Origin of the sequence: Catenibacterium sp. co_0103 (assembly GCF_004168205.1) — a bacterium.
GTDB classification, from domain to species: domain Bacteria; phylum Bacillota_I; class Bacilli_A; order Erysipelotrichales; family Coprobacillaceae; genus Catenibacterium; species Catenibacterium mitsuoka_A.
This window is the reverse complement of record NZ_RCYB01000056.1, coordinates 1-13881: the sequence shown is the minus strand read 5'-3', so window position 1 is coordinate 13881 and position 13881 is coordinate 1. Positions and strand designations below refer to the sequence as shown.

The 13881-nt window shown below is 34.1% G+C and carries 13 protein-coding genes, 1 tRNA gene and 1 pseudogene; 2 read left to right on the top strand and 13 right to left on the bottom strand.

The window, feature by feature from the left end:
• Positions 1-181 (top strand): annotated as a pseudogene (locus tag EAI80_RS13435) (hypothetical protein); the annotation flags it as partial.
• A gap of 135 nt (positions 182-316) precedes the next feature.
• Here EAI80_RS13435 and ftsX read toward each other — a convergent pair.
• From ftsX to EAI80_RS09195, 10 genes are all read right to left on the bottom strand, one after another.
• Entirely contained in the window at positions 317-1225 is a 909-nt protein-coding gene (gene ftsX, locus EAI80_RS09235; protein WP_022424418.1) for a permease-like cell division protein FtsX, read from the bottom strand.
• A complete protein-coding gene (ftsE, locus tag EAI80_RS09230) occupies positions 1213-1905 on the bottom strand; it encodes a cell division ATP-binding protein FtsE (RefSeq protein ID WP_129981791.1) in 693 nt (230 codons plus the stop codon). The genes ftsX and ftsE overlap by 13 nt, the downstream gene beginning before the upstream one ends.
• 68 nt (positions 1906-1973) lie before the next feature.
• Entirely contained in the window at positions 1974-2870 is an 897-nt protein-coding gene (locus tag EAI80_RS09225) for a YitT family protein (protein ID WP_129981789.1), read from the bottom strand.
• Positions 2863-3978, bottom strand: coding sequence for a peptide chain release factor 2 (prfB, locus tag EAI80_RS09220; protein ID WP_129981788.1), 1116 nt, complete (start codon positions 3976-3978; stop codon positions 2863-2865). The genes EAI80_RS09225 and prfB overlap by 8 nt, the downstream gene beginning before the upstream one ends.
• On the bottom strand, positions 3978-6620 hold the full coding sequence (secA, locus tag EAI80_RS09215; protein WP_129981787.1) for a preprotein translocase subunit SecA: 2643 nt from the start codon (positions 6618-6620) through the stop codon (positions 3978-3980). Before secA ends, prfB begins: the two co-directional genes overlap by 1 nt.
• 66 nt (positions 6621-6686) lie before the next feature.
• A complete protein-coding gene (locus EAI80_RS09210; RefSeq protein ID WP_238634548.1) occupies positions 6687-7322 on the bottom strand; it encodes a phosphoribosyltransferase in 636 nt (211 codons plus the stop codon).
• Complete coding sequence (locus tag EAI80_RS09205) at positions 7319-8455, bottom strand: DEAD/DEAH box helicase (RefSeq protein ID WP_238634547.1); 1137 nt, start codon at positions 8453-8455, stop codon at positions 7319-7321. The genes EAI80_RS09210 and EAI80_RS09205 overlap by 4 nt, the downstream gene beginning before the upstream one ends.
• Before the next feature lie 236 nt (positions 8456-8691).
• Positions 8692-8808: a putative holin-like toxin gene (locus EAI80_RS13855; RefSeq protein WP_255452562.1), complete on the bottom strand. Its 117-nt coding sequence runs from the start codon at positions 8806-8808 to the stop codon at positions 8692-8694.
• 299 nt (positions 8809-9107) lie between these two features.
• Positions 9108-9380, bottom strand: coding sequence for a hypothetical protein (locus EAI80_RS09200; protein ID WP_129981786.1), 273 nt, complete (start codon positions 9378-9380; stop codon positions 9108-9110).
• 154 nt (positions 9381-9534) lie between these two features.
• The gene (locus tag EAI80_RS09195; RefSeq protein ID WP_129981785.1) at positions 9535-9732 is read right to left on the bottom strand and encodes a type II toxin-antitoxin system HicA family toxin; all 198 of its coding nucleotides are present in this window, start codon (positions 9730-9732) and stop codon (positions 9535-9537) included.
• Positions 9733-10190: 458 nt separating this feature from the next.
• On the opposite strand from EAI80_RS09195, the gene asnB reads away from it, so the two are divergent.
• Positions 10191-11774, top strand: a complete 1584-nt coding sequence (asnB, locus tag EAI80_RS09190) for an asparagine synthase B (protein WP_129981784.1) — start codon at positions 10191-10193, stop codon at positions 11772-11774.
• Positions 11775-12016: 242 nt separating this feature from the next.
• On the opposite strand, the gene EAI80_RS09185 is transcribed toward asnB, so the two are convergent.
• From EAI80_RS09185 to EAI80_RS09175, 3 genes are all read right to left on the bottom strand, one after another.
• Positions 12017-12100: transfer RNA gene (locus EAI80_RS09185), tRNA-Leu, on the bottom strand.
• A gap of 46 nt (positions 12101-12146) precedes the next feature.
• Positions 12147-12833, bottom strand: coding sequence for a DUF134 domain-containing protein (locus EAI80_RS09180; RefSeq protein WP_129981783.1), 687 nt, complete (start codon positions 12831-12833; stop codon positions 12147-12149).
• A 76-nt stretch (positions 12834-12909) separates the two neighbouring features.
• Positions 12910-13683 (bottom strand): hypothetical protein, encoded by a 774-nt coding sequence (locus EAI80_RS09175; RefSeq protein WP_129981782.1) that lies wholly within the window; start codon positions 13681-13683, stop codon positions 12910-12912.
• Positions 13684-13881 lie beyond the last annotated feature (198 nt).

The following is a 13881-nucleotide window of genomic DNA, read 5'->3' as shown; positions in this document are numbered from 1 at the left end:
AAGAATGATGCTTGTCAGTATATACCATATGATTCTTACTGGAGAGACATTTAATCCTTCAGATTATGAATCATTTAAAAATCCTAAGCCACCTATAAAGCAACAAGTTTTAACAGAAGAATCAGCGATAGAGTTTCTTAAGAAATCAGGTTTTGACGTTTCTAAATTAACTAAACCATAATATTCAATTATTCTATTTTTTCTAAATTATTCAAACTTATTTTTAAGTTTGTCTTTTTTTATACGTTTTGATTGATTTTTGTTTCACACTTATCACCTCACTATTATTCTACAAAAAAACTGCACATATGTGCAGTTATAATTTCAAGAATTTACGTACTGAGAAGAATGAACCAATTAATCCTACAACAGCACCAAGTAGTGCAAGCAGAGCACCTAATTGCCATACTAATGGATATGGTGACATAAATGTGATCAAGTTAGATGACATCATTGATGTCATTGTCACATAAGCAAATTTATAACCATATACTAATATCAACAATGGCACAATAGAACCAATAAGTCCAATAAAGATACCTTCTAACATAAATGGAATACGGATATACCAGTTAGAAGCACCGACCATTCTCATGATTGAGATTTCTGTTGATCGAGATGTAATAGTGATTTTTATAGTATTCGCAATCATAAATAATGCGACTACGATTAATGCCACTACAAAAATAGCTCCACCATTACGCACAGATTCAAGGATATCCACTAATTTATTTGTAGAAGATCCACCATAAGTCACTTCTTTCACACAAGGAATATCACCAATCTTCTTCGCAATCTTATCAAGATTCTTTGCATTCTTGACTTCTACAATATATGCATCACCAAGAGGATTATCATTACGATAGTTTTCAAATAACTGTTTTGAATTCTTATCCTGAGATGCAATTAATTTGTCTAATTCTTTATCTTTACTTGAATAATTAACTTTCTTAATACCAGTTAATTTATTGATTTCATCTCCTACCGCTTTACTTTGTTCATCGGTAGCTGCTCTATCAACCTTAACATAGATATTTAAGCTGTTTTCAATATTCACAGTCATATGGTTCACATTGATTGCGATAACCGAAACAACACCAATCAATATTAACGTAATAGTTACTGCAAAGATAGATGAAATAGACATTACACCGTTTCTCCAGATATTCTGGAAAGCAGTTTTACAATGCTTAGGCATTGCCTTTAATTCTTCTACGAATTCCATGACTGATAACCTCCTAAACTTGTATCTGTTGTGACACAACCATCTTCAATAAGAATAGTTCTCTTCTTATTTCTCTGAACGATTTCACGGTCATGTGTGACAACAAGTACAGTTGTCTGACGGACATCATTGATTCTTTCTAGAAGTTCAATGATTCCCTGAGATGTTTCAGGATCTAGGTTACCTGTTGGTTCATCCGCAATTAATACTTTAGGCTGATTAACAATAGCACGGGCAATCGCTACACGCTGCTGCTGCCCACCTGATAATTCATGTGGGAACGAATTCGCTTTGTCTTCTAGACCTACAAGTTCTAGTACATTACGAACTTTTTTTCTGATTTCAGTTTTTGGTGTATTAGTTACTTCTAGCGCAAAAGCGACATTTTCAAAGACTGTCTTTTTTTGTAGAAGACGATAGTTCTGGAATACAACTCCAATCCTGCGTCTAAAATATGGGACTTTAGAGTTCTTAATACGAGATACATCGGTTCCATCAACAATAACTTTACCTCTTGTTGCTTTTTCTTCACGATAGAGAAGCTTGATAAATGTAGATTTACCAGCACCAGTTGGACCAATGACATAAACAAATTCACCAGCATCGATTGTAAGTGACATATCATTTACAGCACGTACGCCAGTTTTATAAACTTTTGTTACGTTTTCAAGTTTAATCATTTCTTGCATAGCATCACACTCCTTGTTTTCCCATTATAGCACATACTCAAAATAAGTAATGCTTAATTTTAAATTTCTTTTGAAGACCATCTGTCAAGATTAACGTTAGGTAATGTAAAGCCTCTTCCGTTTACACTATGAACTTCACTTGTGATTTCAAAGGCTTCTGGATCCATTTCCTGAATAATATCATGGAATGCAGCATATTCACGTCTATTTAAGACTACCATAACAGCCTTAGAATCATTCTTCATAAATCCAGTTGTGATATTTAAGAATGTACAACCACGATCCACATCTTTCATTAAACGTTCAGCAATTTCTTCATAATGTTCTGATACAACAATAACCTGGATGTTGTTTTGTCCAAGTAACATCATCTTATCAATAATATATGTAGACATCACAACAGTAATAATACCATAGAGGATTTCTTCAACATTTGAAAATGGGATCTGAATAAGTAGAATCAAAATATCAAATATATTAATTAATAATCCTAGAGAAAGACCTGTATACTTATTCACAAGTAATGGTGGAATATCCATACCACCTGTACTATAACCAAGTCTTAATACAAGTCCTAGACCTACCCCGATAAGGAATCCTGCATAAACAGCTGCAAGTAATGTATCCTTAGTTAAATGTGTCAAACAGTAACTCTTTTCAAATAATGCAAGGAAGAATGGGAATGCGAATGTAGAAACGAGTGTTCCTACTGCAAACTTCTTCCCTAATACAATATAGCCAACAACAAATGCGATTATGTTAATGGCGAGTACAAGTGTTGATAAATGAACATAGAACACATAATGCTGGAATGAAAGGGCAAGACCTGATGCCCCACCAAGAATAATCTTAGCTGGTACCGCAAAACCTGCAGTACCTAAAGCCATAATGGCATTACCTAGCATAACTAAAATAAAATCAATCACTAATTTCTTTGCAGAATGTATTTTACTCATTATTTTTCTCCTTAACTTGAGATCTTAAATAAGCATAAATAAGATCATCAAGATCACCATCTAATATTTTCTTTGGATCATTTGATTCATAACCAGAACGGTTATCTTTGACCATAGAATAAGGATGAAGAACATAAGAACGGATTTGAGATCCCCATTCAATATTCTTCTTTTCACCTTGAATTTCAGATAGTTTTTCAGCATGAGCTTCCTGCATCAATAAATACAATTTACTCTTTAACATCAACATGGCCTGTTCTCTGTTCTGTAACTGAGAACGCTGTGACTGACAAGAAACAACTGTATTCGTAGGAATATGCGTAATACGAACTGCTGAATCAGTTTTATTAATATGCTGTCCTCCAGCACCGGATGCACGATATGTATCAATACGCAGATCCTTTGGATCAATCATAATCTCAATATCATCATCTAATTCAGGTGAAACTTCTACAGACGCAAATGATGTATGTCTTCTTTTTGATGAATCAAACGGTGAAATACGTACAAGTCGATGAACACCCTTCTCTGCTCTTAGATGACCATACGCATTATAACCAGTAAAACGGATAGAACATGATTTTAATCCTGCTTCATCACCTGCAAGATAATCATCAACATCAACCTTCCATCCTTTCTTTTCGCCATAACGTATATACATACGCATAAGCATCTCAGCCCAGTCCTGAGATTCAGTTCCTCCAGCTCCTGGATGAATTTCTACAATCGCATTAGAATGATCATATTCCTGATCAAATAATAATGTCTTTTCAAATTCATCGAGATTCTTTTGGAATTTAATATAATCTTCTTCTAAAGAAGTCATAAAGTCAGGATCTTCAGTATCCTTGACATATTCATATACTTCAACAAGTTCTTTATAGCTTGCTTCTAAAGAATCATCTGTATCAGCCACTTTCTTCATTTCATTCAGATGAGCATATACTTTAGTCGCATGTGCCTGATCATCCCAGAAATGTTCGTCCATTGTCTGTACAGTTAGTCCTTCTATTTCTCTTTTTAGTACTTCAATATTTGCAGAAACATATAATTGGTCTAATAATAAACGGGCATCTTCCAGCCCGTTTTTGATTTCATATAATTCCATTATTTAAATTCAAGTTCAACCTTGATTTCTGGAATGTTCATTTCTGCTTCTGTACCAGGACGGATACCCATATGGACAATATTACGAGCAATTTCCTGAGAAATAGATTTTGTCATCTCTTCGAACATATAGAAACCTTCTTCTGTATATTCCTGAAGAGGATCACGCTGTGCATAAGCTCTTAAGTAGATACCATTTCTAAGTTTCTGCATTGCATCAATATGATTGATCCATGTATGGTCAATGATACCTAAAAGAACACGACGTTCATAATCAAGTTTTACTGAATCTTCTAGATCCTTATTGAATCTGTTTTCATAGCTCATGAATACAACTTCACTGACTGCATCAATGACCTTCTGAGGATCATTCACTGCTTTGTCTGGATTCTTAGCTACTAATTCACTTAATAACATGTAGTTCTTCCCAACGTAGTTTAAGAATTTTTCAATATCTACAACTGGCTTCTTACCTTCATTATTAGTGAACTTAGGCATATCTAGTTCGATAGCTGTTAAGAATTCACCCTTGATGATTTCTGATAAGTCTTTAGAACGCATGATATCATCTCTTTCTTTATACATGATTTCACGCTGCTGACGCATAATATCATCATATTCTAGTAGCTGCTTACGCATATCGAAGTTCTGACCTTCTACACGCTTCTGAGCAGTTTCAATAGACTTAGTAATCATCTTAGATTCAATGGCTTCATCATCCATGAATGAATCAGTGAGAGCTTTAATCTTTTCACTTGCGAATCTCTGCATCAATTCATCTTCAAATGATACAAAGAACTGTGAACATCCTGGGTCACCCTGACGACCAGAACGTCCTCTTAACTGGTTATCGATACGTCTAGATTCATGACGTTCAGAACCAATAACCATTAAACCACCAATTTCAGCTACACCTTCACCAAGCTTGATATCAGTACCACGACCAGCCATGTTAGTAGCGATTGTAACAGCACCCTTCACACCAGCCTTAGCGATAATAGCAGCTTCTTTAGCATGGTTTTTAGCGTTTAATGTATTATGCTTAATACCTTTTGCGCTTAACATCTTAGATAAGATTTCAGATGTTTCTACAGCCACTGTACCAAGAAGGATTGGCTGACCATAAGCATGGCGCATTTCTACTTCTCTAATAATAGCTGCATATTTAGCTTTCTTGCTTGAGAATACTAAATCTGGTTTATCATCACGAATAACAGGCTTGTTTGTAGGAATAACTACAACACGCATGTTATAGATCTGACGGAATTCTTCTTCTTCAGTCTTTGCAGTACCTGTCATACCAGCTAGTTTATCAAATAATCTGAAGAAGTTCTGATAAGTAATTGTGGCAAGTGTAACAGTTTCTTCTTTGATTGGTACACCTTCTTTTGCTTCAATAGCCTGATGTAAACCATCAGAATAAGCACGACCTGGCATAACACGTCCAGTAAACTGGTCAATGATCATAATAGAAGCATTTCTAATATCATGGCTGCCATCTTCAGTCGCAATCATGTATTCAATGTCCTTAGTCATTGTATAGTTTGCTTTAAGTGCCTGGTTGATATAGTGTACTAATGCAGTATTTTGTGGATCATATAGGTTTTCTACATTAAATGCCTTTTCTGCTTTCGCAATACCATCAGGTGTTAATGTACATGTCTTACTTTCTACATCTACCTGATAATCCTTTTCATTCTTTAAGCTCTTCGCAAAGTGGTCAGCAGATATATACATAGAAGCAGTCTTCTTCTTACCACCACTAATAATTAATGGAGTACGTGATTCATCGATTAAGATAGAGTCTACTTCATCGACTAATGCATAATGTAATGGACGAAGTACTTTATCTTCATAGTTAGTTACCATGTTATCACGTAAGTAATCGAATCCTAATTCAGCATTTGTAGTATATGTAATATCACATGCATGCTGTTTTCTCTTATCATCTGCATCTAGTTCTCTTTCATTTAAACCAACAGTCAAACCTAAGAACTTATAAACCTGTCCATTTAATTCACAGTCACGACGTGCTAAATATTCGTTAACTGTAACGACATGAACACCCTTACCATCTAAGGCATTCAAATAAACTGGGAAGATAGATGTTAGAGTTTTACCTTCACCTGTTTTCATTTCTGCAATATCACCATTATGAAGTGAAATAGCACCCATTAACTGTACTTTGAAGGCTTTGAGTCCTAGTACTCTATAAGCTGCTTCACGTACAACCGCAAATGCTTCTGGTAAAATATCATCTAATGTCTCACCCTTTGCTAGACGATCTTTAAAGAACTGAGTCTGAGCACATAATTCTTCATCACTCATCGCCTGAGCCTGAGGTTCTATCGCAATAATTTCATCTGCCTGTTTTTCTAATTTACGTAGAATTGAACTGTCCTGTGAGAAAATACTCTTAATACGGCCAGTTATTCCTTTTTTCTCTTTCTGAGGTGTTGTAGAGAATGGTAATGGTTTTGCATCTGTCTTAATATCGTCAAATGATTCTACAATGATATCATCACCACGATGATCACCTAAATCAACGATTTCAGCCTCTTGATTGAGTTCCTGATGCTCCATTCCTTCCTTTTTCAACTTTTTCTTAACTTGTTTTCTAATTTCTTGTTTTTTACTAGGCATGATGTGTCTCCTTTCAATACAAAATCGTATACATTATATCATACATACCGCAAAAAACAAAAGATTTTATATACTCCTTGCTTGTTTAATTATTCCCAAGTTTACAAGATATTTTTCTTTCATAGAGAGGATCAATATTTCGATTTTTTGAGGTTTTTCTTTTTCAATTAATTCAAGACAGGTCTTGATTGTTTCTCCAGAAGTCATCACATCATCTAAGAGTAATATTTTCCTATTTTTAAGGAATGCACCACCTCTTAAACCAATAACATCACGTATCCCTGCTCTTTGTGTATAAGACTGATCACTTTGTTTATAATCTACCTTCTTATAGAGTCCATTGAAAACATGAGAGTGAATTGTCATTGCGATGGCTTGGTTAGGGGCAAAACCACGCACAACATTAGCCTTTGACGCACTTGGCGCAACAACAATCAAATAATCCTTATAGCGTCTTTGTAGTTCTCTTTTGTACATATCTAAGAAAGCATCCTTTAAGGCATAATCATATTGTCCCTTATAACGAAAAAGCAGGGTACGGAAGAAGTCATTGTAAGCATATAATATGCGTAGCGGATAACCTTGAAAGTTTGTCTTAATATCAATTCTCTTAAATAAAGATAAACAGGAGGAACAGATACAGTGATGCGTAAATAATTGATGAAAAGAAGATGTTTTAGATATAGAGGATAAACAGATCAAACAGACATCCTGTTGAGCTTCTGAATGGTTTTTATACATCCTTTCATCGCCTTTGAATAATGGTTGTCTATTAATAATATTCTTCCATCCTCATATCCTATTTTTCTTCCTACTCTTCCCGCAATCTGTATCAATGTTCTTTCATCAAATATACGATCTCCTGCTTCTAATACAATCACTTGTACATCTTCTATTGTGATTCCTCTTTCTAATATCGTTGTGGTGATTAAAACTTCTAGTAATCCTTCTTTAAAATCCTTTGTATATTCATTTAAATATGGAGATTCAGAACTTACACCCTGTACTTTATATGTATCCTTTAATAAGTCTGCATAGTATTGTGCATCACTTTTCCTAGGTACATATACGAGTACTTTCTGGTGTGTTTCTAATAGTTTCTTAATCCAATATTTCAAGGATATGAGCCACAAAAATTGAGGAATGATATAAATATGAGGAACAGGCAGATCATGACCATGGTAGCGTCGATTCATGATCATGACACATTCATCATGAATATCTTCCTCAAGTAATGTAGCGGATAATTTAATATACCTTTTAGAGGCATGATAAAAGATAGAGTTCAATACATCATCTCCATAAAAAGGAAAAGCATCTGCTTCATCCATAATAATTAAATCAAAAGGAGAAGATACAAATCGATAGAGCTGATGAGTTGTACAAATGATTAAGGGAGCATCACTATTTTCTTGATAGCCCCCATATAGAAGACCAATGGTTAAGTGAGGAAAATCCTTCTGAATTCTTTCATGTAATTCTATACACAATTGTCTTCTTGGGATTGTGAAGCATACTCGTCCACCATTTTCAATCACATGCTTGATGATTGCATAAGAAATTTCTGTTTTACCAGAGCCACATACGGCAAGGACAATAGAATTCGTGGCATTCTCATAATTCGTGATAAGTTGATCAGAGATGAACTGCTGGCGGGATGATAATCTAAAAGAAAGATGATAGGACGCATCAGTCATTATTAAAGGAGTCTTGTTTATTGGATAAACTTCATCTAAATAAGTACGTCCAAATGCTATGCACTTTCTACAATAAGGTCTCTTATTGATATAGCTAATGTAGTTTTCATCCTCATTGCCACATACAGGACACTTCACAATCACCACCTCCTTTGGCCCTCTACTAACCTATACATCTAGAAGCTGGTTTTTTTCTCAAAAAAAGTTAAATTTTTTTCAAAAAAAACTATGAGCATCGCTCATAGTCACATATATTGACTTTAAATTTGTTGTAAACTATAATAGAAACGAAAGATGGAACAACCAGTAAGCGGTTGTCCTTGGATTTATTTTTGGTAAGTAACTACCTCAAACTTTTCCTAGGAGCGAGGTAGTTACTTTTTTTCGTTCTTATCAATAATGATAAGAAGTAATCTAACAACAAGTGTCAATAAAGATATGATCAGTGTCAAACACGTTAACATAATCATGATTATTTCATACGTTATCATCAGGCATCACCTCCGTTTTCAACTTAAGAGAAGAATCACGAAGGGTTGCGTACCTTCGTCATAACGACCAAGGATAACCACCTACCGTATACGGTTGTTCCAGGCATAATTATATCATAGAAATCTATCTGCCTGAATAAGTAATCAATTATCACAATTTCATAATAAATCACAATTTATTGGTAGAAATACAGCATAAAACAACCCCTAAGCTATTGTACTTGCTTAGAGGCTGTTTCGATTTTTTTATTGTCTTTAAAACGCAGAAGAAGCATTAATTTGTTGTTTTAAACAAAGAATTAACAATCAACCCACGTAATATCATTTTCTATTTCCCAAAAAGTCTTTCCATCAAAAATTCGATCTGATAAGAAATCTTCCACAGGATAATTATTGTTGTCACCTTTCCATTTATAGTCTTTACCGTTTTCTTTCATTTCGTAGAGCACTAACTCTAATATATCATTTTCTATCCAGTCTTCTAGAAAATATTTTGTACCATTATATAGGAACCATAATTCATCACCATAATGTATATGATCTACAAATTCCTGAACATTACCATTTTTCATACTGAGCCACTCCCTTCAATTTGATAATGATATTCGTCACATATTCTCATTTAAAGCAATGTACCATCTGGCAATCCATATTTACCATTACATTACGCCTTCTCTTGTTTCAATAGTTTGTTATTTTCATACTTAAATTTTGTGAATAGTGACGTTAATCATCTACCTTTAAATCATATTCTCTAATAAGTCTTCGGGCAATCATCTTATTCACATGGGTCCTCTTAATAGTGATAGTGCGTTCACCATTAGAGTAAATACAATGGTCCCCTTTCGCATGTCTAAGGAAATGATAACCATTGTTTTCTAGTATTCTTTTGAACTCTATGATCAAGTAAGTTCTTGCTTTCATGGTCTTTCCTCCTTGTCTATCTCTATTCTACCACACTTATAATATCAAACGATTATTTTTCATATAACGACATAATTAATCACAATTTACTGTAAATGCTAAATTATAATTATTTTTTAATGTTTTTATAATAATTTATTATTGCATTGACTAAATGTTTGTACTATACTTAGAACCAACAAAGGCGAAGACGAGGAGAGTAATCTATGACAGAGACTCTAGCGAGTAAGTGATTGGTGGAAGACTTACAGTTAAGTGATAGATGAAGAACACCTCTGAGCTGTCTACCCAAAGCGTAATGCAAGTAGGCTAGAACGTTCTTTCAGCGACGTTACCGCTGGCGGGTATCGCATGCTCTTTGAAGTATGTCTGTACTTAGTTATAGACTCAACGACTTAGTAAGATACTCGCACCACAAAGCGAGTTTTTTTTGACTCAAGTATAGGAGGAAGATGTAAATGTGTGGTTTTCTAACAATGGGTTCTACAGAAGTAGAAATTGATGTATTTGATGAAGCTTTAGGAAAGATTGAAGGTAGAGGTCCTGATATGATTGAGACTTCTAGATTATTTGATAAGACTTTTGGTTTCAATAGATTAGCTATTATGGATTTAAGTGAAAATGGTATGCAGCCATTTTCTGATGATCAGACAATTGTAGTATGTAATGGAGAAATCTATAACTACCCAGAATTAAAGAAGAATATTATGGATGAATATACTTTTAAGTCTTCTAGTGACTGTGAAGTATTAATTCCTTTATATAGAAAATATGGTTTAGATACACTTGTAAGATATTTAGATGGTGAATATGCATTCTGTTTATATGATGCAAACGCTGATAAGATGATGGCTGCTAGAGATCCAATTGGTATTCGTCCAATGTTTTATGGATATACTGAAAAAGGCACTATCGCATTTGGTTCTGAAGCCAAAGCTTTAATGCCTGTCTGTAAAGAAATTATGCCTTTCCCACCAGGACATTATTATGATGGTGAAAAGTTTGTATGCTTCAATGATGTGGCTGATGTGAAATTAATGCATAATGATGACGTAGAAACAATTGCATTAAACTTAAGAATCAAATTAATTGAAGCTGTTAAGAAGAGATTACAGAGTGATGCCCCTGTTGGTTATTTATTATCTGGTGGTTTAGATTCATCATTAGTATGTGCGATTGGTCAGCGTATTACTGATACACGTATTAAGACATTTGCGATTGGTATGGAAACAGATCCTATTGACTTAAAGTATGCGAAAGAAGTCGCTGAATTCTTAGGTACTGATCATACAGAAGTTATTATGACTAAAGAAGATGTATTAGGTTCTTTAAGAGAAGTCATTCGCACATTAGAAACTTGGGATATTACGACTATTCGTGCAAGTATTGGTATGTATCTTCTTTGTAAATATATTCATGAACATACTGATTTAAAGGTTATTCTAACAGGTGAAGTCAGTGACGAATTATTTGGTTATAAATATACAGACTTTGCACCTAGTCCTGAAGAATTCCAGAAGGAATCTCAAAAACGTATGCGTGAATTATATATGTATGATGTATTAAGAGCAGATAGATGTATTAGTGCAAATGCCTTAGAAGGACGTGTTCCTTTCGCAGATCTTGATTTTGTGGATTATACTATGCGTATTGATCCTAAGAAGAAAATGAACACTTACAACAAAGGTAAATATCTATTAAGACATGCTTTTGAAGGTTTAAACTATCTTCCTCATGATATCTTATTTAGAGAAAAAGCTGCATTCTCTGATGCAGTAGGACATTCTATGGTAGATTACTTAAAAGAGTATGCTGATTCATTATATACAGATGAAGATGTAGTAAACGCTAAAGAGAAGTATCCCTACTGTACACCATTTACTAAAGAATCATTATTATATCGTGATATCTTTGAATCTTATTACCCAGGAAAAGCTAAATGGATCAAAGACTTCTGGATGCCTAATAAGACATGGGAAAACTGTGATGTGAATGACCCAAGTGCCAGAGTACTTAAAAACTATGGAGATTCTGGAAAATAATATTATAATAAGAATGAGGTGATGATTATGTTAGGTACATTATTATCTATGGTGTTCTTTTTTGCATTTCTCCCATTTATTGTGATGTTTTATATATTTAAATGGAGTTTAAAGGTTGTGATTTATCTCATTCTTATTTTCCTTGCATTAGGATTTTTGGGAATCATTATATAGAGGCTATGAGTTATTCATAGTCTTTTTTTAATGCATAAAAAAACGTGGTTTCCCACGTTAACTACTATTGGTGCTCGGAATGGGACTTGAACCCACACGGCATAAACCACCAGTACCTGAAACTGGCGTGTCTACCATTCCACCATCCGAGCATTCAACAGTTTTGATTTTATTCTCGTTTTATTTGTTTGTCAAATATTATTCATCATGGCATTCACAGCTATCATGACTGCATCCACAAGTAGGTTCTGACTCAGGAACTAGTGTACCATCTAAATAAGATTTTACTGCAGTATCACAATCACCTGTCACTCCACCTACGACATTAATATTAGACCCACTTAAAGCCATAATAGCACCTCTGCCAATACCACCACAGATCAATACATCTACATTTAAGTTAGATAATAAGATTGCTAGAGCACCATGGCCTAATCCTTCTGTACCAACGACCTGTGATTCTTTGATTTCATTGTTTTCTACATCATATAATTTAAATTGTGAAGTTTTCCCAAAGTGTGGAAAAACTGTTTCGTTTTCATAAGTTACCGCAATTCTCATAATATGTTCTCCTTTTACTTTTAAAACAGGATAACCTGTTTTCTTTATACATTCATTGCCTTCAATTCTTAAAGGATAGCCTTCCATAATACTGCGTGCTATCTTTTTTCTTGCTCTGGCATATATTTCAGTGACTGTAGTACGTGATATATTCATCTTATCAGCGCATTTGGCGTGTGTATAGGACTTATAGTCTATAAGACGGATGACCTCAAATTCATCTAATTCAAGCTCTATATAGCCTCTTTGAGGTATACCATCAGGTACAAACATATTGTATTCAGGAAATCCTGTAATTGTCCTTGATCTCTTTGGTCTAGCCATACGTTCCTCCAGTTACTGACATATGTCGATAATATTATAGCACAAAGAATTATAAAAAAAAGCAGTTTTCACTGCTTTAGAGTAATCTTATTGCGCCTTGTTCTCTTGTATGAATAATATAACAAGAACCCTTACCAAATATAGAATCCACATACGATGCATAATCATTAATTCTATTTGTTTTCACAAAGGCAAGCATAGTACTTGAGAATCCTCCACCATTCACTTTCACAACACCATCTTCACCTAAAAAGTTTTCACTTAATACAATAGCTGTACCAATATTTTGATGACGTGTACTTTCCTGTGGATAAATATTCTGTAGTGCTTTAAATGTAGAGTCTCCAGATTCTCTTACCAGTTTTAAGAAAGTATCAAAATCTCCCTTTTCAAGTACTTCTGTCTGCTTTAAGACACGATCTTCTTCTTTAAAGAAATGAAGTGCTCGAAGTGCTGGACGATTCCCTACTCTTGCTCTTACTATACGATAGTTCTTCATAAATTCATCATAAGAAACATCTCTTAAGACATCTTTCTTAAAGAAGTTAGCCACCTTGATCATTTCTTTCGGAACAGCATCATAATCAATTGTATTATCCGATCTACACACATTAGAATTCACACAACATAGAGTATAATCAAAATTTGAAAAATCAGTATTCAACTTATAAATATCAGGTGAATTAGGATTCCTAAAATCCACTTTAATAAATCCACCTACGCAGCAGACACATTCATTCATTAAACCACTTGGCTTACAATAAAATATATTTGTCGCAAAACGACCAATCTGGACAAGATATTTATTTTCAATTTTTCCTTCATTATATAAATAGTTTTGAATACCCACAAACCACAGGTCAGTGAAAATTAAATTTCATAAGCACCGATTAAACGGCGTTCATGAAGCTGAACCAGACACATGAATTTCCCATCTGTTCTACAATTAGATTAGAAATTAGATGGAGGTATAATCATATGTCAAACAAAGTATTAAAGCCTAAGAAAGCTTCTCTTTATCAGTTCACTCAGAAATATTCCAACAATA